The following is a 22,254-nucleotide window of genomic DNA, read 5'->3' as shown; positions in this document are numbered from 1 at the left end:
GTCATGGCCGGGCGGACAATCGTCGCTGCATCGGGAACACCTGCCAACCCAGGCGTTCGCTGATCAGCCCCCACACCCCTTGCGGCGCCTTGAGCATCATCACCACCGCGACCACACCGAGGATGATCATGTACAGTGCACCGTACTGCGCCAGGCAGCCGCGCAATACGAAGTAAATCAGCGTGCCAATCAACGGGCCTTCCAGGGTGCCGATGCCACCGATGATCACGATAAAGATCACTACCGCCGTCCAGTCCTGCAGGTTGAACGCAGCGTCCGGGGAAATGCGCAGTTTTTGCAGGAAGATCAGCGCCCCGACCACCCCCGTGCAACCGGCGGCCAACACATAAACCATCAGCTTGGTACGGAACGTATCCACCCCGAGGCTGCCGGACGCCGGTTCAGAATCACGAATCGACGCAAGGGCCAGTCCCTGACGCGAGCGCAGGAGAAAATACACGACGGCCACGGCGGCAATGGCGATCGCCAGCGCGGTGAAGTAGATCAGCGTTTCGCGTCCGTCCCGGTCATTGCCGATCTGCCGCACAATCGCCGCCGGCAGGCTTTGCCCCGACCCGCCACCCAGACTGCTCATCTGCGCCAGGCCCAAACGGAAGACCTCCGCCACCACCCAGGTGCCGATGGCGAAGTAGGCGCCACGCAGACGAAACACGATCAGCGCCGTGGGAATCGCCAGCAACGCCACCAACACGCCTGAAAGCAGCACCGCGGCCAAGGGCGGCACACCGAATTGACTCGCCAGCATGAACAGCAGATAGCCGCCCAGGCCGACGAAGGCCTGCTGCCCTACCGAGACCATGCCGGCGTAGCCCGCCAGCAGGTTCCACATTTGCGCCAACGCCAGGTAATAGGCGAACTCCACCACCAGGCGCAGGCTCGCCCGGTCGGCCCACAAGGGTGCACTGAGCAAGATCAATACGCACAGGCCCAGCAACGACAGGCCGATGGTGCTGCTGGTGGTCGTGCGTTGTACGCGATAAGCGAGCGCGGGATTGTTCAAGGCATTCATCAGTCGACACTCCGGGGAAACAGGCCACGCGGGCGCACGACCAGGATCAGCAGAAACACAAGGTGACCGGCGAGGATTTGCCAGCCGGGATCGATTTTTGCTCCCAGGGTTTGCGCAACGCCGAGAATCACTCCTCCGGCCAGCGTGCCCCACAGGCTGCCCAGGCCGCCGATGATCACCGCTTCAAAGCCGTACAACAGCCGCGCCGGCCCGACCGTGGGATCAAAACTGGTGCGGATCGCCAGGAACACGCCGGCTATCGACACCACGGCCATCGCCAGCGCCATGGCCAGCCCGAAAATATGCGCGTTATTGACGCCCATCAGCCGTGCGGTGTGCTGGTCATCGGAGGTGGCGCGAAACGCCCGGCCCAACGAGGTTTTGTAGAACAGCAACTGCAGGCCGCCGATGATCAGCAGCGCACTGCAGAACACGATCAGCGGCATCACGCCGACGCTCAGGCTGCCCATGCCGACGCTGGCCACCTCCAGGTCGCCTTGAGCGAGTTTTTGGCTGTCGGCGCTGAAGAATTCCAGCAGCACGTTCTGCACGATGATCGACAGGCCGAACGTCACCAGCAACGGCGGCAGGATGTCTGTGCCCAGCGTGCGGTTGAGCAACAGCCGTTGCAGCAGATAGCCGAAACAGAACATCAGCGGCACCACGATCAGCAAGCTCGCCAACGGGCTGAACCCCAGGTGATTGACCACCAGCAGTGCCAGGTACGACGCCAGCACGATGAAGTCGCCATGGGCGATGTTGACCAGACGCATGATGCCGAACATCAGCGACAGCCCCACCGCGAACATCGCGTACAGGCCGCCGAGCAACATGCCTTGAAGCAAAGTATTGAGCCATTCCATCACTAGATCCCGAAATACGCGGCTTTGATTTGTGCTTTGTCCGCATCCCCAGGCCGGCCGGTGAGGGACACCCGCCCTTCCTGGAAGCAATAGAAGCGATCGCACACACTCAGTGCCTGATTGATGTCCTGCTCGACGAGAATCACCGTGGTGCCGTCGGCCTTGATCGAGGGCAATGCGGCGTAGATGTCCTTGATCGTCGTCGGCGCCAGGCCCAGGCTGATTTCGTCGCACAACAGCAAGTGCGGGTTGGCCATCAGGCCCCGGCCAATCGCGACCATTTGCTGCTGGCCGCCAGACAGTGCGGTGCCGGGACGCTTGCGCAGTTTTTCCAGCACCGGGAACAGCTGATAGATACGCTTGAGCGTCCACGGTCCCGGGCGTTTGCTGTAGGCGCCGATCAGCAGGTTTTCTTCAACGCTCAAGGACGGAAACAGCTTTCGGCCCTCCGGCACCAGTGCGATGCCGCGCTCCAGCACCTGATTGGCCGCCATGTCGCCAATGGTCTGACCCTTGAAAGTAATGGCGCTCGGTTGGTTCTTGATCAACCCGGCCAAGGAGCGCAGGAACGTCGACTTGCCCGCACCGTTGGAGCCGATGATCGCCACGGTTTCACCGGCCTCAAGGGTCAGGCTGATGTCGAACAGCGCTTGAAAGTCGCCGTAGCCGGCGCAGAGTTTTTCGATGGTCAGCATGCGTCAGCTCCCGATGCCCATGTAGATGTCCTGGACCCGAGGGTCGGCCATGACGCTGCGCGGTTCGCCTTCAGCCAGCTTGGCGCCGAAGTTGATCACCGTCAGGCGACTGACCACCGCCAGCAAGGCGTGCACGATGTGCTCGATCCAGATGATGGCAACGCCGGACTTGTGGATGCCTTGAATGGTTTCCACCAGTGCCAGGCATTCCGGTTCGGTCAGGCCTCCGGCAATTTCGTCGAGCAACAACAGGCGCGGCCGGGTCGACAAGGCCCGGGCCATTTCCAGGCGCTTGCGGTCGAGCAAGGTCAGTGAGCCGGCCAGCACATTGGCCTTGCGCATCAGGCCAGTGAGTTCCAGCGTCTGCGCACACCACTGGCTGGCTTCGTTGTCACGCAGCCGTGCACCGAAGGTTGCGCCCACCAACAGGTTCTCGAACACGGTCATTTTCACGAACGGATGCGGAATCTGGTGGGAACGGCCGATGCCCTGCTGACAGCGCTTGAATACAGGTTCGCGGGTGACGTTGCGGCCTTCGAAATGGATCTGTCCCTTGTCGGCCGCCACGCCACCGGCGATCAGGTTGAACAGCGTGCTTTTACCCGCGCCATTGGGACCGATGATGCCCAGTGCTTCACCCGGTTGCAGGGTCAGGTCGATGGCATCCGTGACCTTCACCGAGCCGTAGCTTTTGTGCACATCGGTCATTTTCAGAAGTGGTTGTTGCATGGTGCACCCGAGTCCTGTTGCGCGATTAATAGGTAATGGCCTGCATCTCGCCACCCAGCGGAATCGCCGGGGCGGTGGCATTGCTGGTCACGATCAGGTCGTATTTATTGTCCTTGCCCAGTCGCCACTGGCCGCTGACCAGCGGAGTCTTGGCGACGTTCTTCACCGGTCCGCCATTCCAGTTGATCGGGCCGACCACCGTATTGAGGTTGGTCTTGAGCAAGGCATCGCGGACCGCTTGGCCGTTGCCGATTTCTTCGGTGCGTTTGAGGATGTCCACTGCCAGTTCGAACAGGGCATGCACGAACCCCAACGGTTGCGTCCACTGCTTGCCGGTGGCCTGGGTGAAACCCTGGGCCAATTGGCCGGCACTGGCGCCGGTCAACGACGAGCTGAACGGGTGAGTCGGGCTCCACCAGATTTCGGTCGACAGGTTGTTGCCGGCCTTGCCCAATGCCTCGACTGCCGTCGGAAACAACAATGCCTTGCCCACCGATACGGCTTTCGGATTGAAGCCTTGCTGCCGGGCCTGGGTCCAGAACGTGCTCAGGTCCGGCGGAATGACCACACCGGTAACGATCTCGACATCGGCCTTTTTGAACGCGGCAATCTGCGCGGAAAAATCGTCGGTCAGACTCTGGAAGCGGCCAGGATCGACCAGTTGAAAGCCCTTTTGCGCCAGTACCGGTGGGAACCCGAGCTTCTGATCGCCCCAGGCATTGCCGTCGCCGTCGTTGGGGAACAGACCACCGACGATTTTGTTCGACGGCATCGCGCCCCACATGGCGCTGTAAGTGCCGATCACATCTTCCAGGCCCCAAAAGAAATGGTAGGTCCACTCGAAACCTTGATCCGGTTTGCCGCCCCGGGTAAAGAACCACGGTTGCCACGGAGCCACCGTGGAGATGCAGGGAATCTCGTTGATTTCGCACTGGTCGGACACCGGGTTGGTGGTCTCCGGGGTCGACGACACCAGCATCAGGTCGACCTGGTCCGACAGGATCAGCTCGCTCGCCACTTCCGCCGCGCGGTTGGGGTTGGACTGGCTGTCCTTGACGATGACCTCCAGGCGATAGGCCTTGCCTGCGACATTGATCGAGTTCTTCAAGACTTGCTTGAGCGACTCGATGATGTAGTTGTCGGCCGCCGCAAACGGCGCCAACGGCCCGGTCTGCGGGCTGACATATCCGAGCTTGATCACCCGCTCACCGCCGATGGCAAAGGTGAACGGCATGCTTGCCAGTGCCACGCCACCGGCGGCAATACCGGTACTGCGCAGGAAATCACGGCGGGAGAAGTCGCGGCCTAACAGGTTTTTATCGTTGTTGTCTGTCATGTAAATACTCCAAAAGCCTGGACGAACGGGGTCGCCACGTGTGGCCGGGCCATCACGCAGGGTCAGGGGTAAAGCAGGGAAATCCGTTTAGAAGAAGAAACTGACGTCGAACGACGCGACCACCTGCGAATCCTTTTCGCCGTCGGCATAGGCATCGCGACCGGGGCCCGAATGGATGTCGTAGCGCAGTTCCGGACGCAGGCGCACGTTGGGTGTCGGCGTCCAGGCCAGGTTGGTGGTGACGCCGTAGAAACTGCCCCAGGTCGGATCGGGTATCCCGGTGTTCGGGTCGATGTTGGCCATCATTACGTGGACCGGGGCGTCGGTGTAGAACCACTCGGCGCGACTGTTCCACATCAGGTTTTCGCTGAGTTTGTGATACCAGTTAATGTCGGTGCCATACCAGGTCGCGTCGTTCTTGTTGGCGAACCCGGCGAAGGCGCCCTGCTCCTGCTTGCCGTAGTTCAACTCCAGCGCCACGCGGTTGTTCGGGTCGAGCACTTGCGACAGGGTCAGGTAGGACGCCAGGCGCTTGTAGTCGTCATCCTTGGTGCCCGCCGGCAGCGGCGAGCCACAACTGCACTCGGCGAAACTGTCGCCAGCGCCATTGCCGTAGATGTTTTCCCAGTCGATCCAGGTGCCGAAGTCCGCCGAGCGCCAGCGCACGTTGGCGATCACGTCCGGCGAGTGATTGGGGTCCTGCAGATTGTTCCAGCCCTGCACCACGCCCAGCTCGAAGCCGAGCATGCTTTCGCCCGGCTCCGAAGGCAGTTTGAACGAGTACAGTGCACCGGCATGTTTGGCCGGGCCGTGCATGAATGAATAGGTGTGGGTGTAGAAGTCAGTCGGTGCCGGAGATGGCAAGGCGAAACCGATTTCGTTTTCCAGCGGCGTGTGGAAAATCCCGATCATCAACTCCGAACCGCCGAGCACCGGGAAGTAGAAGTTGACATAGGCCTGGGCGACGGTAAACGCCGGATCTTCAGGCTTGTTGTCGCGGTTGACGCTCAGGTCTTCGTCCCAGCCGTAGGTCTTGAAGAAGCGCGCATCCTTGCCGTACAGCGCCGTGACGTTGAAACCCCAATCGGCTTCTTGCGGCATCGCGCCGGGAAACGGACCGACGCGGCCGATCACATTGCTCTTGGGTTTCTTCTCCACGGCCAGGGCGAACTGGTTGAGGTTCACACCTTCGTCGGTATTGAAGAAGCTTTGCTTGCTGACGTCATCCGTGCCGTTGTTGTTATAGATCACACCGGCCTGGGCCCAGCCGTAGATCTTGATCCCGTGTTCGCGCTCAAGGCTGTCGCCGAAGACATTGCGCACCAGCGAACCCATGGGATCGTCTGCTGCCAGAGCCATAGAGGGAAACAAAACGTCGGCACCCAGAACGGGCGCGAACAGGGTTGCTGCGCAAACCCATGCACGAATACTCATACCTGCCTTCCTTATTTTTATTAGGCGCCAATCCCCCGAAGGGGCATGAGGCCGAAAGCAAGGTATGACGTCTTGATGAGCCCTGGCTTGAGCTCCACCCGATCGTTGGCGGATCGTGGTGTTCGGCGTAATGGAGGCTACAAGCCCGCCACTGCACCAACAATTCCATTCTCGGCGACTTCAGTGTTTGCGCATTCAGAACAATGCAGGTCTTTGTGGGAGCGGGCTTGCTCGCGAAAGCGGTGTATCAGCCACCAATGATGTTGAATTTGGAGGCCCCTTCGCGGGCAAGCCCGCTCCCACAGGGTTTGTGGTGTTGGTCAGGCATCTGCGGCAGCACCAATCATTGTGGGAGCAGGCTCGCTCCCACAGGGTTTGTGGTGTTGGTCAGGCTTCTGCGGCAGCACCAATCATTGTGGGAGCGAGCTTGCTCGCGATGGCGGTGTATCAGCCACCAATGATGTTGAATTTGAAGGCCCCTTCGCGAGCAAGCCCGCTCCCACAGGGTTAGCGGTGTTGATCAGGCATTGGTGGTCAGCGGATAGAGTTTGTCATCGAACTGCGACAGCTTCGGGAATACCAACGGCTGGTCATCACTCAGGTGTTGCAGTCGCTGGTCGTAGTCAACCAGGAACTGCTGGCGCGCCTCTTCGCTGATGTACGGCACATGCCAGGCCACAAACGGCTCCAGCACATCAAAACCAACATAAGCCAGCGTGCCACGCAGGATCGGCCGCAGCATGTCCTCCAGCGGGCCGTGGATCGCGCCTTCGCCAAACATGTGTTCACGGCCACCCAGGGTCACGGTCACCAGCGCTTTCTTGCCGGCCAATCCACCCTGATCGTAGAAGCGCTTGCCGCCATAGCAGATGCCCGACACCAGCACCCGGTCGATCCAGCCCTTGAGCATGGCCGGGGTGGAAAACCAGAAGATCGGGAAGTTGAGGATCAGCAGGTCGGCCCACAGCAGTTTGTCCAGTTCGGCCTGGATGTCCGGCGCCAGCGACTGGCTCTTCACGCCCAGGCGTTGTTCCAGTGCGTAGACCAGGTACTCGGGGTTTTCCCGATTCGAGAAGTCGGCGTCGCTGGCCACCGGGTTCCAGTTCATTTTGTACAGGTCGCTGACCTGCACTTCATGGCCCTGGGCCTGGAGCGTGGCGACGGACTGGTCACGCAGGGCGGCGGTGAAGGATTGCGGCTCCGGGTGAGCGTGGACGATCAGTACTTTCATGGTGGTTCCTTAGACGTGTTCCAGCGAATCGGTTGAAGGTGTGCAAGCGCGCGTGGCCAGCAAGCGGTCGAGCCAGTCGGGGTCCATTTGCGGTTCCGAAGAAAACAGCAGCCCGGTGTAGTCCTGGTGCGGCGGGGTGAAGATCTGGCTGCGCGAGCCGTGGTCCACCACCCTGCCCCGTTGCATCACCAATACCTCATCGGCAATCGCCCGCACAGTAGCAACATCGTGAGTGATGAACAGATAGGCGACACCCAGTTGTTGCTGGATGCGGTTGAGCAATTTCAGTACGCCTTCGGCGACCAGTTGGTCGAGGGCCGAGGTCACTTCATCGCAGATGATCAGTTGCGGATCCGCCGCCAGGGCCCTGGCGATGCAGATGCGTTGCTTCTGCCCGCCCGACAGCTCCCGGGGTTGGCGCTCCATGAAGGTCGCCGGGTCGAGTTCGATCATCTCCAGCAGTTCGGCGACCCGGGCACGCATGGCCTTGCCCTTGAGGCCCAGATAAAACGTCAATGGCCGACCGATGATATCGACGATGCGCTGACGCGGGTTCAGCGCCGTGTCGGGGATCTGGTAGATCATCTGGATGCGCCGCAGTTGCTCCTTGCTGCGTTGGCGAAAGTCCGCCGGCAAGGGTTCGCCGTCGTACAGCACCTGGCCGTAAGTCGGCGGCAGCAAGCCGGTGATCAGCCGCGCCGTGGAGCTCTTGCCGCTACCGGATTCGCCGATCACTGCCAGGGTCTGGCCGCGATACAGCTTCAACGATACATCGTGCAGCACCGGTTGCCGGCCATAACTGGCGCAGCTGTTGCGCAGTTCCAGCAACGGTTGTTCCTGTTGCGGACTGGCCTTGGGCTCGGTGCGGAAACTGCGCACCGCCCACAGCGACTTGGTGTAGTCCTCCTGCGGGTCGCCGAGCATCTTGCGGGTCTCGGCCTCTTCCACCAGTTTGCCGTGGCGCAGCACCATGATGCGGTCGGCCATCTGCGCGACCACCGCCAGGTCGTGGCTGATGTAGATCGCCGCGCTGCCATAGGTCGCCACGGCATCGCGAATGGCGGCGAGCACTTCAATCTGGGTGGTGACGTCCAGCGCCGTGGTCGGTTCGTCGAAGATGATCAGGTCCGGGTGACAGGCCATGGCCATCGCGGTCATGACCCGCTGCAACTGGCCGCCGGAGACCTGGTGCGGATAGCGCTGGCCGATGGTTTCGGGGTTGGGCAGGCGCAGCACCCGATACAGTTCCACCGCCTCGCGCATGGCCTGGTCGCGGCTCATGCCGCCGTTTTTCACAGCGGTTTCGACGTGCTGGTCGATCAGTCGATGGGCCGGGTTGAACGAGGCCGCCGCGCTCTGTGCCACATAGGCAATGCGCAACCCCCGCAGTTTGCGCAGGGCTTCAGGCTTAGCCTCGAGCAGGTCGATGCCGTCGAAGTGCACCGAGCCGCCGGTGATCCGGCAGCCGTCGCGGGTGTAGCCCATGGCCGACAGGCCGAGGGTCGACTTGCCCGCGCCGGACTCGCCGATCAGCCCCAGCACCTCGCCTCGCTGCAGGGTCAGGTCGATGCCCTTGATCAGCGGATGCCAGGCGTCTTCGTAATGGCCTTCGATGTGCAGGTCGCGGATTTCCAGCAAAGGTTTTGTGGTCGTCATGTTCAGCACTCCTTGAGGCCGCTGGATTTGTGCAGCATCCAGTCGACGACGAAGTTGACGCTGACCGTGATCAAGGCCACGGCCAGGGCGGGCAGCAACGGACTGATGTCGCCGAAGGTGATCAGCACGGCGTTGTCGCGCACCATGCTGCCCCAGTCGGCGGTGGGCGGTTGAATGCCCAGGCCGAGGAACGACAGCGCGCTGATGAACAGGAACACGAAGCAGAAACGCAGGCCGAACTCGGCAATCAGCGGTGCCGCCGCGTTGGGCAGCACTTCGCGGGTCACCAGCCAGCACAGGCCCTCACCACGCAGGCGCGCGGCTTCGACGAAGTCCTGCACCACCACGTTCATGGCCACCGCGCGCGACAGGCGGAACACCCGGGTCGCATCCAGCAGCGCAATCACCAACACCAGCGACGTCGCCGTGGTGCCGACCACGCTGAGGATCAGCAAGGCGAAGATCAGTTGCGGAATGGCCATGAGGATGTCCACCACCCGCGACAAACCCTGATCGACCCAGCCGCCCTTGATCGCCGCGATCAAGCCGCAGGACCCACCGAGCAAAAACGCCAACACCGTGGTGAGGAAGGCAATGCCCAGGGTGTTGCGCGCGCCATAGACCAGGCGACTGAACATGTCGCGCCCCAGGTTATCGGTGCCCAACAGGAACTGCCCGCCCCACGGCTCAAAGCCCCCGCCCACCACCTGGGTTTCGCCGAACGGTGCCAGTACCGGCGCGAACACCGCCACCAGCACGTACAGCAGGATCATCAACAAACCGAACCGGGCGCTCAGGGGCGCCCGCCACACGTGTTTTAACAGGCTCATGGTCTACCCCTTCGGATGCATCAGGCGTGGGTTGCTGGCAATCGACAGCACATCGGCGCTTGTGTTGAGCAGGATGTAGGTCGCGGCGAAGATCAGGCTGCAGGCCTGCACCACCGGAATGTCGCGCTTGGCCACCGAGTCCACCAGCAACTGGCCGAGCCCCGGATAGACAAACACCACTTCGACCACCACCACGCCGACCACCAGGTACGCGAGGTTCAATGCCACCACGTTGACGATGGGCGCCAGGGCATTGGGCAAGGCGTGACGGAAGATGATCCGCGACTGGCTGATGCCCTTGAGCCGGGCCATTTCGATGTAGGGGCTGGCCAGCAAGTTGATCAACGAGGCGCGGGTCATGCGCATCATCTGCGCGATCACCACCAGGCTCAGGGTCGCCACCGGCAACACCGAGCGTTCCAGTACCGTGCCCAACGAAGCGTCCGGCGCCAGGTTGGAAATGCTCGGGAACCAGTTGAGCTTCACCGCGAACACCAGGATCAGGATGTAGGCAACGAAGAACTCGGGGAACGACACCGCGCTCAGGGCCGAAGTGTTGAGCAGGCGGTCGAACCAGCTGTTGCGGTACAGCGCGGCGAGCATCCCCAGACACAATGCCAGCGGCACCGACACCAGGGCCGCCAGCAAGGCGAGGCTGAAGGTGTTGCCCAGGCGCGAGCCAACCAGATCGGCGATGGGCCGCTGGTTGGCCAGCGATACACCGAGATCACCGTGCAACAGCTGCCAGATCCAGTGGCCGAAACGGCTCAGCGGCGGCAGATCCAGCCCCAGTTGCGCGCGGTAGGCCGCCACGGTTTCCGGGGTGGCCGACTGGCCGAGCATGGCCTGGGCGATGTCGCCCGGGAGCATGCCGACGGCCAGGAAGATGATCACTGAAACGGCGAACAGGGACAGCAGGCCTAATGCGAGGCGCTGTCCCAACAGCTTGAAAATACTTCTCATCGTGCAGTTCCTTGAAAATAGGCACGCTTGCATAATCCTGCAAATTTCTACTGTGGGAACACGCCCCCTGTGGGAGCGAGCTTGCTCGCGATAGCGGACTGTCAGCCAACATTGATGTTGAATGTGCTGCCGTCATCGCGAGCAAGCTCGCTCCCACAGTTGATCTCCACAGTTCAACTTTCCGCTTTATGCCTGCCACCAGCGCTCGATCACCCGCAGGCCATCCAGTTCACCGTAGGGCGCCGTCTGCCCGCCGTGAACCACCCGATTGGAACGCGCTGCCACGGAACTGGCGAACAGCGGCACGATCGCCCCGCCCTCGTCCCGGCACAGCGCCTGCATTTCGTTGTACATCTCGCGGCGCAGCGGGTCGTTCATTTCGCCCCGAGCGGCGTTGAGCAGTTGATTGAAGCGCGGGTTGTCCCAGTGGGTTTCGTTCCAGGCCGCACCCTTGGCGTAGCCGATGCTGAACATGCGGTCGGCGGTCAGGCTGCTGTACCAGAACGAGGTGGTGAAGGGTTGCTTCATCCACACGTTGGAGAAGAAGCCATCGGCCGGCTCGCGCACCACATCGATGTCGATCCCGGCAGCACGCGCCTGCTCCTTGAACAGCACCGAGGCGTCCACCGCGCCGGTGTAGGCCGCGTCGGAGGCTTGCAGGCGCACCTTGAGCGAATCCAGGCCGGCCTTTTTCAGGTAGAAGCGCGATTTGTCCGGATCGTAGGTGCGTTGTTCCAGTGCGGTGTTGATGAAGCGGCTGCCGGGCTGGATCGGGTGGTCGTTGCCCACCAGGCCATAGCCGTGCAGCACCGAGTCCAGCAGGGTTTCGCGGTTGATCGCGTGTTTCATCGCCAGGCGCACGTCGTTGTTCAGGAACACCTGGCTGTCGGTGAGCATCGGGAAGGTGTAGTGCTGGGCGCCTTTGGTTTCTTCGATGACCAGGTTCGGGTTGCGCTTGAGCAGCGCGACGGTTTTCAGGTCGACCTTGTTGATCACATCCACCTGCCCGGTGACCAGCGCATTGACCCGTGCCGCGCCGTCGGAAATCGCGATCAACTCGGCGCTGGCGAAGTGCGCGCGGCCCGGTTTCCAGTAATCGGGGCTGCGTTCCAGGGTCATGCGCACGCCCGGTTCGAAGTCCTTGAGGCGATAGCCACCGGTGCCGGCGCCGGCCTGCCAGTCCGCCGCGCCGTCCTTGCTCGGCATGATCGCCAGGTGGTAATCGGCAACCACATAGGAGAAGTCGGCGTTGCCCGAGTGCAGTTCGAACACCACGCTGTCGCTGCCGTTGGCGCTGACTTTGGCCACGTCGCCCAGCACGGTCTTGGCCGCCGAGGTGGATTTCTCGCCGAGGTGATGCTGGATCGACGCCACCACGTCCTCGGCGGTCAGGGTCTTGCCGTTGTGGAAGGTCACGCCCTGACGAATCTTGAACGTCCAGACGCGCGCGTCCGGGGTCGAGATCCAGCTTTCGGCCAGTTCGGGGATGGCGGTGCCGTCGACGGCAATTTCGGTCAGGGTGTTATAGACCGCCGAGAAGCCGACGAAGGTGAAGGTGTCGGACCAGGAACCCGGATCTTTCGAGTCCGTGGTGCTGCCGCCCGCCAGGCCCAGACGCAACACGCCACCCGGTTTGGGTGTGGCCTCCCCGGCAAAGGCGCCGAACGGCAGCCCCATGGAGAACGCCCCGGCCACCGCCGCGGCTGCCGCGCTGTATTTCAGGAAGTCCCTGCGCGGGAAGCTGAATTCATGGTTCGCTTGAGTAATCTTGTTTTTGTTATCGCTCATTGCATTGCCCCTGATCAAAAAGCTAATGAATTACCGGTTCAAAACCACGCAAGACACCGGGCCAGGGCCCGGTGCATACAACATCTGAATCGCCTACCGTCACACCTGGATCGCCTTCACTTCGACGAACTCGTTGAGTCCCTCCTCACCCCACTCCCGGCCATTGCCCGATTGTTTGTAGCCACCGAACGGCGCCTGATAATTGAACGCCGCGCCATTGAGGAAGCACTGGCCGGCGCGCATCTGCCGGCCCAGGTGCAAGGCACGCTCGGCACTGCCGGCCCAGACGCCGCTGGACAGGCCGAACGGCGAGTCGTTGGCGATCTGGATGGCCTGTGCTTCATCGGTGTAGGGAATCAGGCACAGCACCGGGCCGAAGATTTCTTCCTGGGCGATGCGCATGCGGTTGTCGACATCGGCGAACAGCGTCGGGCTGACATAGAAGCCGCGCTCGAAGGCCGACGGCGCGTCACCGCCGCACAGCAGCCGTGCGCCTTCCTCTTGGCCGACCTTGATGTAATCGAGCACGGTGCGTTTTTGCCCCGCTGAACACATAGGTCCCAGGAAGCTTTGCGGGTCCAGGGGATCGCCCATGCGCAGGCTCAGGGTCTCCTGCAGGGCGATTTCCACGGCTTCGGCATAGCGGCTGGCCGGCAGAAGCATGCGGGTCAAGGCGGTGCAGGTCTGACCGGAGTTGATCATCACGTCCTGCACGCCGTAACGCACAGCCGCATCCAGATCCGCATCCTCAGCGATCAGCAGCGGCGATTTGCCGCCCAGTTCCAGGCACACCCGTTTCACCGAAGGCGCCGCCGCTTGGGCGACCCGCACTCCGGCACCAGTGGAGCCGGTGAACGACACCATGTCCACGTCAGGGTGTTTGGCCAGTGCTTCGCCGACTTTCGAACCCGGCCCGCTGACCAGGTTGAACACCCCGGCCGGCAGGCCGATGTCCTCGATCATCTGCGCCAGCAGGAAGGCATGCAGCGGGGTTTCCTGGCTCGGCTTGACCACCACGGTGCAACCGGCGGCCAGGGCCGGGGCCAGTTTGCCGATCAACTGGTGCAGTGGGTAATTCCACGGGTTGATGAATGCGCAGACGCCCACGGCCTCGCGGATCACCAGCGAATTGCCGACTTCGCGCACCTCGTCCATGAGATGGGCCAGTTCGACGTACTGCTCAAGGCCAGCGATCGGCCCGTCAACCTGCACCGAGCGGCACCATTGCACCGGCATGCCCAACTCAGTGGTGATGACCGAGGCCATCTCGTCAGCGCGGGCACGCAATTGCCCGGCCAGGGCGCGAATGTAACCGGCGCGCACGCTGGACGGCGTACGCGACCATGAATCGAAGGCCCGGCGTGCAGCGGCCACAGCGTTTTCGACATCAAGTTCATCACCGAGCGGCACGCTGCCGGCCACTTCTTCAGTGGCCGGGTTGATCACCTGGGCGATGCCCTGCCCCGACGGTTTTTGCCAGCGGCCATCAATAAACAGTGCATTGTGATTAAGCATGAACCTGGGTCTCCATCAATTCCTGGGCACAACGGGCAATGCGCTGGCAGGCATCGCGCAAGGGTTCGGCGCCGACCACCAGACCGAGTCGAATATGCCCCGCCGCGCTCGGACCAAAGGCCTCGCCCGCCAATACCGACACACCGTGGCGATCCAGCAGACGGTCGGCAAACGCCTGGGCACTGAGCCCGGTCTGGCGGATATCGAGCATCACGAACATGCCGCCGTCAGGTTTCAACGCCCGCACCCCGGGGCAATCGGCCAGGCTGTCGCACACCAGGTCGCGGCGCTGGCGATAGGCTTCGCGCATGGCCACAAGTTCCGGCAGGTTGCTTTCCAGGGCCACCACGGCAGCGTCCTGAATGAAATCCGGCGAGCCGTAGAGCATGCACAGCGCAAGGTTTTCCAGGTGCGCAGCGAGGGATGGTGGCGCCACCACCCAGCCGACGCGCCAGCCGGTCATGGCGTGGGATTTCGACAGGCTGTTGAGGGTCGCCGTGCGCTCGGCCATGCCCGGCAGGCTCGCCGGGCTGACGTGTTCGCCTTCAAACAGCAGTTCGCTGTAGACCTCGTCGGAAATCAGCCACAGGTCGTGGGCGATGCACAACTCGGCCAGAGCGGCCCAGGTGCTGCGCGGCAGACTGGCGCCGGACGGGTTGTGCGGACTGTTCAGCGCCAGGGCCCGAGTGCGCGGTGTGATACGCGCGGCGACATCTTCAGGCAACACCCGGAAGCCGTTTTCCGAGCGCACCGGCACCGGCACCACCACGGCGCCGCAGGCACCGAACACGGCTTCGTAGGTGACGTACATCGGTTCGGCGACGATCACTTCGTCACCGGGATTGAGCACGCATTGGGCCACGCTGAACAACGCACATTGCGCCCCGGCCAGCACGGTGACCTGATCCGCCGAAACGCTTTGGCCGCTGCGTTGTTGATGACGCCTGGCAATGGCCTCACGCAGGGCACGCTTGCCGCGCACCTCGGCGTAATGGGTGTTGCCGCTCAGCAGGCTGTCGATGGCACCCTGCACGATGGGTTGTGGCGTGTCGAAATCCGGGTCGCCCACGGACAGCAGCAAAATGTCCTGGCCCTGCTCGCGCAGTGCCAGGGCGCGGTAATGAATATCCCACGCGGCAGCGCCATCACCGGCGATACGTTGAGTCAGATCGGAAAAGCGCATGGCTTCGTCCCCTTCAAATACAGATCAGTGCGCGCAGGCATGCTTGAGTTCGATCAAGGTCACGCCGTTGCGCTTGAAGCCGTGGCGCAAGTCGGTCTGCAACTCGGCCAGGCTTTGCGGCTGGTTCACCGTGCAACCGAACGCACGCGCGAGGGCGGCGAAATCCGGATTGCGCGGCAGTACGCCGATGGGTTCGATGTCCAGGCCGAGCATGTCGTCGCGGATCTGCCCCAGGGCGTCGTTGTTCCACAGCAGCACCACCAGCGGGCTGTCCAGCTCTTCGACGGCCGTCGCCAGTTCCTGCGCGGTGTAGAGGAAACCACCGTCGCCGACCAGCACCAGACCGGGCCGTTGCGGTGCCCCGAACTTGGCGCCGATCCCCGCCGGCAGGCCATAACCCAAGGTGCCGTAGCCGGTCGGGTGCAACCAGCTGCGGATGGCCAGGCTGTCAAAGGCGTAGTTACCCGTATACGCAAGCTGGGTCATGTCGGTGCTGATAAAAGCGTTTTCCGGCAGCTCCGCGGCGATACGCTCGAGAATCGCCTGATGGATCGACTGCAACGGGCCATGGCTGGCCTTGACCGCTTCGCGCAACGCGGCCACCGAGGCGATCGCCGTGCCGGCATCCCGCACGTCCGATGGCAGGCGCTCAAGCAAACCGCTGAGGGTTTGTTGTGCATCGCCCTGCAAGGCCACTGCGCAGGGATAGAAGTCGTTGAATTTGCGCGGGTCGATATCGACGCGCAGCAGTTCACCCTGGAGCGGCAGGCGTTCGCGCCAGAAGTCGGTGTCGGCCATTTCAGTGCCGACCGCCAGCACCACGTCGGCCTCGGCGATCAGCTTCCAGCCCGGCTCCACACACAGGGAGGAGCCTGCGTTGAGTGGTGCATCCGGTGGCAGCAGGCCCTTGCCGGCGACACTGGTGAACAGTGGCGCAGCGAGACGTGTGCTGAGTTCGCTCAGTTCCTGCACGGCATTCAGTGCACCGCCACCAGCGATGATCATCGGCCGTTTGGCGCCTTTGAGTTTGGCCACGGCCTGGTCAAGCGCAGTGGCGGATGCCGGACCACGGCCCGGGCGACGCACCACGTCGTTGCTCCAGTCACGGGCAATCGGTGCCGCCAACACGTCCAGCGGCACCGAGATGTGCACCGGGCGCGGCCGCTCGCTGTCGAACACCGCGTAGGCACGGGCGACCAGTTCCGGCAGGTCTTCGGCGGTCAGCGCCACGGCCGAGAACGCCGTGATCGGCGCGGTCATCGCCCGCTGATCCTGACACTCGTGCAGGCTGCCCCAGCCCTTGCCGAGGCTGGCGCTGTGGTTGACGCTGGAAATCACCAGCATCGGAATCGAATCGGCATAGGCCTGGCCGATACCGGTGGCGGCGTTGGTCACGCCGGGGCCGGTGATGACGAAGCACACGCCGGGTTTGCCGCTGACCCGGGCATAACCGTCGGCCATGAAGCTGGCGCCCTGCTCATGACGGGTCAGCACGTGGCGAATGCCGCTGCCGGGCAAGCCGCGATACAGCTCCAGGGTGTGTACGCCGGGGATGCCGAACACGGTATCGACGCCGTAGTTGGCCAACAGGCGCACCAGGGCCTGGCCGCCGGTCAAGGTTTTGCTTTGCATGTTCATGTCCTCACTCGTGGCCGAGGCGAATCAACGCATCGACCGCAGTCGTGCCCTGGGCACCGACCAACAATGGGTTCACATCGAGTTCCAGCAGTTGCGCGGCGTTTTCGCAGGCGTAATCGGCCACGGCGCGGATCGCCGTCACCAGGGCGTCGAGGTCAGCCGACTCGCGGCCACGGAAGCCTTGCAGCAACGGGGCGCTGCGCAGGCTGAGCAAGGCATTGCGGATCGCACCGTCGGTGGTCGGCAGCAACAGGCTGCGACTGTCCTTGAGCAACTCCACCAGAATGCCGCCGGCACCGATCACCAGCGCGAGGCCGAAATCGTTTTCGCGCTTGATGCCGACAATCAGCTCAGCCAGTGGCGGCTTGGCCATCGGCTCGAGCAACAGTTGATCGAAGGCTACGCCCGGGGCGTAGGCGGCAATGCTGGCGCGCATCTGCTCCAGCGCCGCGCTCAACGCCGCGCCATCCTTGAGGTTCAGCGCCACGGCACCGGCCTCGGTCTTGTGCGGCAGCTGTGCGCTGACGGCTTTCAAGACCAGCGGATAACCCAGTGACTCGGCATCCTTCAGGGCCTGTTCCGGGGTGCTCAAAACGCCGTTTGGCGTCGGCAGGCCAAAGGCTTTCAACGCCTGCTTGGAATCCCATTCATTGAGCAAACGCCCCTCGCCTTCCAGCGCGTGCGGGCACAGCGGCACCAGCGCCGATTCACCCAACGCCAGCAAGGCCTGGCGATTGCGCTGATAACCGGCGATGCGGCCCCACGCGGCCAGCCCGTCTTCGACGCCCTGCAAGGCCGCGACACCTTGCGCGTGCAGACGCTCACGGGCATGGGCCGGCAGCAATTCGGGGAAGGCCGAGGTGACGAAACCGGTCTTGCCGTGGCGCTGCAGTGCCGCGCAGTACAGCTCCAGCAGCAGGTCGCACTCCTTGCGCTCGCCGGTGAACTCCGACGGGTAGTCGAGCACCAGCATCGCCGCGTCGGCTTCGGTGCGCAGGGCGCTGTCGAGCATGCGGTTCAAGGCTTCGCCGTCGCCCCAGATCGCCGTGGTGAAATCCAGCGGGTTGACCAGGTTGGCGTAGGTCGGCAGCACGTGCGCGAGTTCGCCGACCTGCCCTTGATCGAGTTTCGGCAGGCCCAGGTCGTTGCGTTCGGCGTAGTCGGCAATCAGGCCGGCGTCACCGCCGGAACAGGCCAGCGCGATCAGGCTGTTGCCCGCTGGCAGGTTGCCGCAGGCCGCGGCCTTGAGGGTTTCGACAAAACTCACCGGGCCGCTGACGCGGATCACCCCCAGACGGTCGAACAGCGCGTCGTACAGTGCATCGGAGCCGGACAGCGAACTGGTATGACTCAAGGCCAGTTCGGCGCCGATCTGCGACACGCCGGTTTTCAGGGCAATGATCGGGATGCCCTTCTCCAGCGCCTTGTGCGCGGCGCGGGCAAAACCCGGGACGTTCTTCAGGCCTTCGAGGTGCAAGCCGATGGCGGTGACCCGCGGTTCGTCGAGCAACACGTCCATCAATTCAGCCACGCCCAGTTGCGCCTGATTGCCCACCGACGCCATGTAGGCCACCGGCAACGAGCGGTCGCTCATGGACAGGTTGTAGGCGAAGTTGCCGCTCTGGGTCAGCACCGCCACGCCCTTCTCCACCGCTTTGCCGCCATGGGCCACCGGCCACAGCGCGGAGCTGTGCAGGTAGTCGAGCAGGCCGTAGCAGTTGGGGCCAAGCAAGGCCATGTCGCCAGCGGCCTTGAGCAGTTGCTGTTGCAGGGCCTGGCCTTCGGCGCCGGTTTCGGCGAAACCCGAGGCGTAGCAGATCGCGCCGCCCGCGCCGATGGCGGCCAGTTCGGCCACGCAGGTCAGGGTGAGTTCGCGGTTGGTGGCGATGAATACCGCGTCCGGGCCGCAAGGCAACTCGGCAACGCTGCGCACACACGGCACACCTTCAAGGCTGTCGTGCTGCGGATTGACCAGCCACATCTGCCCTGGGTAGCCGCCCTCGGCACAGCGCTTGAGGGCGCGCGCCATGCTGCGGCCGCCGACGAACGCCACGTGTTGCGGCGCGAGCATGCGTTTGAGGTTGTCACGAATGGTTTGGGACATGGGAATTCTCCGGGCCGGTCAGCGCAGCAGCGGCCGCAGCAGCTCGCGGGAAATGATGTGGCGCTGGATTTCCGAGGTGCCTTCCCAGATCCGTTCGATCCGTGCGTTACGCCAGATGCGCTCCACCGGACCTTCGTCCATCAGGCCCATGCCGCCGAAAATCTGCACCGCTTCGTCGGCGGTACGGCCGAGCACTTCACTGGCGAACAGCTTGGCCATGCCGGCCTCGCCATCGGTCATGGTGCCCTGGTCCATTTTCCACGCGGTGTGCAGAGTCAGCAGTTCGGCGGCGCGGATCTGCGTGGCCATGTCGGCCAACTTGAACGACACGCCCTGGTAAGTGCCGATTGGCTGGCCGAATTGCTTGCGGTCCGCCGCCCATTGCAGCGACACGTCGAGTGCACGCTGGGCCTGACCGACGCAGTTGGCCGCGACCATCACCCGCCCGGCGGTCAGCCAGGCGTTGGCCACGTCCCAACCCTTGCCGACTTCGCCCAGCACTTTGCTGGCCGGTACGCGGCAGTCGTCGAAGAACATTTCGAAGGTGTGGTAACCCCGGTTGCTCACGCACTTGGGTCCACGGCGGATGGTCATGCCCGGGGTGTTGCGGTCGACCAGGAACGAGGTCACGGCGTTACGCTTTTTGCCGTTGTGTTCGTAGGTGTCGGTCACGGCGAAGACGATGGCGAAGTCGGCATGCCCGGCGTGACTGATGAAATGCTTGCTGCCGTTGAGAATGAAGTCGTCGCCTTCACGCACGGCACGGGTCTTGATCGCATTGGCATCGGAACCGGCACCCGGCTCGGTCAGGGCGAAGCAGTCGATTTTCTCGCCCTGGATGCACGGCAACAGGTAGTCGTTGATCTGGTCGCCGGTGCAGGCCATGAGGATTTTCGACGGCCGCGCGACGAACACGTGCAGTGCCCAGGACACCTTGGACAGCTCACGCTCGATCAGCGCCTGGGACAGGTAGTCCAGGCCACCACCGCCCACTTCTTCGGGCATGTTGAAGGCGTAGAACCCGGCGGCGATCGCCTTGCCGCGAATCTGCGCCGCCAGCTCCGGGGACACCTCGTCGGCGCGGTCGACTTGCTCTTCATAGGGCAGCAGTTCCTTCTCGACGAAGCTGCGTACCGAGTCCACCAACATTTCTTGTTCTTGGGTCAGTTGGAAATTCATGGTGCTACCTGTTGTTCGTGTGCTGAAAGAAGTGTGGGAATCAACGGCCGACGAAACGTGCCGGGCGTTTTTCCATGGCGGCGCGCAGGGCTTCGTTGCCGTCTTCACTGCGCCCGCACAACAGGCCCGCGGCGAGTTCGGCTTGCAGTTGTTCCGCCAGGCTGCGATCAGCGCCTTCGCGCATGAGTTTTTTGGTCTGGGCGAAGGCAAACGTCGGCCCGGCGGCCAGGCGTGCGGCCAGTTCGCTGGTGACCGCCAGCAACTGATCGTCGGCACAGACATCGCCGACCAGGCCGGCGTCGAGGGCACGGTCAGCACCCCACAGTTCATCGAGGAACAGCAGGCGCTTGGCCTGTTCGCTGCCGATCAGGCGCGGCAGGTGCCAACTGGCGCCAGCGTCCGGCGAGTACGCCATGCTGGTGTAGCCGGCCTTGAAGCGTGCCGACTGGCCGGCAATGCGCAGGTCGCAGCACAGGGTCAGGTCCATCCCGGCGCCGACAGCGGTGCCGTTGATGGCGGCGATGGTGGGTTTTTCCAGGCTGTGCAGGCGAGTCATCAAGGCGTGGGCGGTCTCGGTCCAGCCGTAGGTCTCCAGTGCGCCCCGGGCTTCGGCATCCGCCCATTCATCGAGGTCGGCACCCGCGCAGAAGCTGCGGCCACTGCCCGTCAATACCACCACGCGCACCGCTGGATCGGCGTTGAAACCGTCGAGCAAGGCATGCAGGTTTTTCAGCGTCGGAATGTCCAGCGCATTGCGCTGGGCAGTGCGATTGAGGGTGATCCAGGCAACGCCTGCTTCGACCTGGCTGAGCAGCGACGATTGAGTGGTCATGGGAATCCTCGAATTATTGTGATTGGTCTGAGGTGATGCGACTTGAGGCCATACTAAACGAGTGTTCAGTAAGGCGGCAATCGGTGGAGAAATGGGCTGTAACAGCTTCAGAATTTAGACAACCTATTGTTTTTATTAGGTTTAATTATTTTTCTGGAAAATACCTTGGTTGCTTTGTTACAACTTTGAACAACTGTGGACACGATGACGCCAGGATCGCAGCCTTCGGCAGCTCCTACAGGCATGGCGGGAACACAAAACAACTGTGGGAGCGAGCCTGCTCGCGAAGGCGGCATCACATTCAACATCGCTGTTGACTGATCCACCGCTATCGCGAGCAAGCTCGCTCCCACATAAAAATGTTGTGTATTTGCTTTACGCACCACGAATGACAGAGACATTTGAACCGCGTGATTACCCCGCAAGGTCCGCTTTGAACTTCACGTTGTCGAGGTAGATCGGCCCTGTTAGTGCTGGTTCCAATACAGATTCAAACGCGATGATCAATTGGACGTTCTCCACGCCAGGTGGCATGACGCCGTGGTGTTCATAGAGTTTCCGAGGCTGAGACAACCAAAAGAAGATAGGCATGATGACGACCGGCAACGGCTCGGCAGAGCTCCATCCGAATAACGTGCAAAACATTATTGGTGGATCTTGCCGTTCGACAGCCGTGTCCTCGGTTTTTAACTCAGGCATGGAGGCCTGGAGGGAAAGATCGAACTCTCCCGGGCCGGCTCGGAAACGGCCCGTATCGAGCCTTAATTTCTCATGCTTACCCACTCTGATTTCAGCCCTGTAGCTATTTTTGTGTATAACGACTTTTGCTCTTCCACCGGACTCGGTCACTGTCCAGGATTCGAAGTTTCTGGTTTCAAAGTTTCCATTGCTGATCAGATTGCGTTTCATGAGGACGCTCCTTTCTGGCCGGTTTGAAGTTCGCATTGCCGAGCGATGGGTACTTACAGTTTCATTAGGTTGTGGAGGTTGCATGCGATCTACTGTCAGATCTGACAGTAGCGACCAGCGGCAAATGGCTTGAAACAACGGTGGGAGCGGGCTTGCTCGCGAAGAGGCCCTGTCAGTCAACATTGATGGTGACTGACACTCCGCTTTCGCGGTGTAGAAACGGATACATCCTTTACAAACGAAACCGGGGACATCCTTTACGTTTTTGTGGGTTTGAAAGGCGGTTTTCACCGCTTTTCAAACGCCCTAAAAGGTAACTGCACAAATACACTTCCCAGA

19 protein-coding genes are annotated in these 22,254 nt (G+C 62.4%); all 19 read right to left on the bottom strand.

Translation table 11 applies throughout. The features are described 5' to 3' along the window. Position 1: 1 nt before the first annotated feature. On the bottom strand, positions 2 to 1,030 hold the full coding sequence (locus KW838_RS20170) for a branched-chain amino acid ABC transporter permease (protein ID WP_218502960.1): 1,029 nt from the start codon (positions 1,028 to 1,030) through the stop codon (positions 2 to 4). After that, the gene (locus KW838_RS20165; protein ID WP_095966000.1) at positions 1,030 to 1,893 is read right to left on the bottom strand and encodes a branched-chain amino acid ABC transporter permease; all 864 of its coding nucleotides are present in this window, start codon (positions 1,891 to 1,893) and stop codon (positions 1,030 to 1,032) included. The genes KW838_RS20170 and KW838_RS20165 overlap by 1 nt, the downstream gene beginning before the upstream one ends. A 2-nt stretch (positions 1,894 to 1,895) precedes the next feature. Further along, positions 1,896 to 2,588: an ABC transporter ATP-binding protein gene (locus KW838_RS20160; RefSeq protein ID WP_015095245.1), complete on the bottom strand. Its 693-nt coding sequence runs from the start codon at positions 2,586 to 2,588 to the stop codon at positions 1,896 to 1,898. A gap of 3 nt (positions 2,589 to 2,591) precedes the next feature. Then, positions 2,592 to 3,317 (bottom strand): ABC transporter ATP-binding protein, encoded by a 726-nt coding sequence (locus KW838_RS20155; RefSeq protein ID WP_218502949.1) that lies wholly within the window; start codon positions 3,315 to 3,317, stop codon positions 2,592 to 2,594. A 25-nt stretch (positions 3,318 to 3,342) separates the two neighbouring features. Next, on the bottom strand, positions 3,343 to 4,653 hold the full coding sequence (locus KW838_RS20150) for an ABC transporter substrate-binding protein (RefSeq protein ID WP_218502946.1): 1,311 nt from the start codon (positions 4,651 to 4,653) through the stop codon (positions 3,343 to 3,345). Between the two features lie 87 nt (positions 4,654 to 4,740). After that, positions 4,741 to 6,087, bottom strand: coding sequence for an outer membrane beta-barrel protein (locus KW838_RS20145; protein WP_218502934.1), 1,347 nt, complete (start codon positions 6,085 to 6,087; stop codon positions 4,741 to 4,743). 520 nt (positions 6,088 to 6,607) lie between these two features. Then, positions 6,608 to 7,318, bottom strand: coding sequence for an NAD(P)H-dependent oxidoreductase (locus KW838_RS20140; RefSeq protein WP_218502932.1), 711 nt, complete (start codon positions 7,316 to 7,318; stop codon positions 6,608 to 6,610). Positions 7,319 to 7,327: 9 nt separating this feature from the next. Then, positions 7,328 to 8,974: an ABC transporter ATP-binding protein gene (locus KW838_RS20135; protein WP_218502923.1), complete on the bottom strand. Its 1,647-nt coding sequence runs from the start codon at positions 8,972 to 8,974 to the stop codon at positions 7,328 to 7,330. A 2-nt stretch (positions 8,975 to 8,976) separates the two neighbouring features. Continuing rightward, positions 8,977 to 9,804 carry an ABC transporter permease gene (locus KW838_RS20130; protein ID WP_218502914.1) on the bottom strand — a complete coding sequence of 276 codons (828 nt, stop codon included), beginning with the start codon at positions 9,802 to 9,804 and terminating at the stop codon, positions 8,977 to 8,979. 3 nt (positions 9,805 to 9,807) lie between these two features. Next, positions 9,808 to 10,767 (bottom strand): ABC transporter permease, encoded by a 960-nt coding sequence (locus KW838_RS20125; protein WP_218502912.1) that lies wholly within the window; start codon positions 10,765 to 10,767, stop codon positions 9,808 to 9,810. A 186-nt stretch (positions 10,768 to 10,953) separates the two neighbouring features. Then, complete coding sequence (locus KW838_RS20120; protein WP_218502911.1) at positions 10,954 to 12,555, bottom strand: ABC transporter substrate-binding protein; 1,602 nt, start codon at positions 12,553 to 12,555, stop codon at positions 10,954 to 10,956. 99 nt (positions 12,556 to 12,654) lie between these two features. Beyond that, positions 12,655 to 14,070, bottom strand: coding sequence for an aldehyde dehydrogenase family protein (locus KW838_RS20115; RefSeq protein ID WP_218502908.1), 1,416 nt, complete (start codon positions 14,068 to 14,070; stop codon positions 12,655 to 12,657). Then, positions 14,063 to 15,253, bottom strand: coding sequence for a pyridoxal phosphate-dependent aminotransferase (locus KW838_RS20110; RefSeq protein WP_218502899.1), 1,191 nt, complete (start codon positions 15,251 to 15,253; stop codon positions 14,063 to 14,065). The genes KW838_RS20115 and KW838_RS20110 overlap by 8 nt, the downstream gene beginning before the upstream one ends. Before the next feature lie 24 nt (positions 15,254 to 15,277). Next, positions 15,278 to 16,885 (bottom strand): 5-guanidino-2-oxopentanoate decarboxylase, encoded by a 1,608-nt coding sequence (locus KW838_RS20105; RefSeq protein ID WP_218503473.1) that lies wholly within the window; start codon positions 16,883 to 16,885, stop codon positions 15,278 to 15,280. A gap of 10 nt (positions 16,886 to 16,895) precedes the next feature. Further along, the gene (locus KW838_RS20100) at positions 16,896 to 18,995 is read right to left on the bottom strand and encodes an acetate--CoA ligase family protein (protein WP_218502892.1); all 2,100 of its coding nucleotides are present in this window, start codon (positions 18,993 to 18,995) and stop codon (positions 16,896 to 16,898) included. Between the two features lie 18 nt (positions 18,996 to 19,013). Further along, entirely contained in the window at positions 19,014 to 20,174 is a 1,161-nt protein-coding gene (locus KW838_RS20095) for an acyl-CoA dehydrogenase family protein (protein ID WP_007981552.1), read from the bottom strand. Positions 20,175 to 20,214: 40 nt separating this feature from the next. After that, positions 20,215 to 21,006, bottom strand: coding sequence for an enoyl-CoA hydratase/isomerase family protein (locus KW838_RS20090; protein ID WP_218502890.1), 792 nt, complete (start codon positions 21,004 to 21,006; stop codon positions 20,215 to 20,217). Positions 21,007 to 21,113: 107 nt separating this feature from the next. Beyond that, entirely contained in the window at positions 21,114 to 21,407 is a 294-nt protein-coding gene (locus KW838_RS20085; protein WP_218502887.1) for a hypothetical protein, read from the bottom strand. Positions 21,408 to 21,420: 13 nt separating this feature from the next. Beyond that, positions 21,421 to 21,915, bottom strand: a complete 495-nt coding sequence (locus tag KW838_RS20080; protein ID WP_218502885.1) for a hypothetical protein — start codon at positions 21,913 to 21,915, stop codon at positions 21,421 to 21,423. Positions 21,916 to 22,254: the final 339 nt, after the last annotated feature.

This window comes from Pseudomonas sp. PDM27 (assembly GCF_019219205.1).
In the GTDB taxonomy this organism is placed as follows: Bacteria; Pseudomonadota; Gammaproteobacteria; order Pseudomonadales; family Pseudomonadaceae; genus Aquipseudomonas; species Aquipseudomonas laurylsulfatiphila.
The sequence above is the reverse complement of the archived record's forward strand: the minus strand, read 5'-3'. Positions and strand labels throughout refer to the sequence as shown.